This is a genomic window from Psychroflexus sp. MES1-P1E (assembly GCF_002836055.1).
Classification (GTDB): domain Bacteria; phylum Bacteroidota; class Bacteroidia; order Flavobacteriales; family Flavobacteriaceae; genus Psychroflexus.
Genome location: NZ_PJBS01000031.1, coordinates 1 through 513 on the forward strand (window position 1 = coordinate 1; position 513 = coordinate 513).

At 31.4% G+C, this 513-nt stretch carries 1 protein-coding gene; it reads left to right on the forward strand.

Translation table 11 applies throughout. The annotated features are described in order from the left end of the window. Positions 1 to 513: transposase (locus CXF67_RS00200; RefSeq protein WP_145990323.1), on the forward strand; the 513-nt coding region annotated here is incomplete at both ends.

Here is a 513-nt window from a genome sequence, read left to right on the forward strand (position 1 = left end):
ATCGGTAGAAAATCCATTAGCGGTGAAACGTTTTATTCAGATGAAACTATCTAAAATAAAGACAGATAAAAGTGATTCTAAGCTTATTTGTGAATACGCAAAACAAGTAGATTTAAAGCTTTGGCAAGGAAACTCAAAACATCAATTAGAATGTCTTCAAATGACAAGATTACTTTCTGTGTATACAAAACAGAGTACTATGTTAAAAAACAAATTACATGGAGAAGCTGTTTTAGGGCAACCTAGTAAATTAGTTGTTACTTCATTAAAAAGGAGTTTAAGACAACTCAAAAAAGAAATAGACACCATAGAAGAAAAGCTTTTGTTGTTGGTAAATGAAGTGCATAAAGATGTTTTAACACGTTTAAAAAGTATTCCAGGAATAGGAAAGAAAACATCCTTAATGTTAGTGGTTTTAACGGATGGATTCGATCGTTTTAAAAGTGGAAGTGAGTTATGTAGTTATGCAGGATTAACCCCTATAATTAGGCAAAGTGGATCTAGTGTAAATGG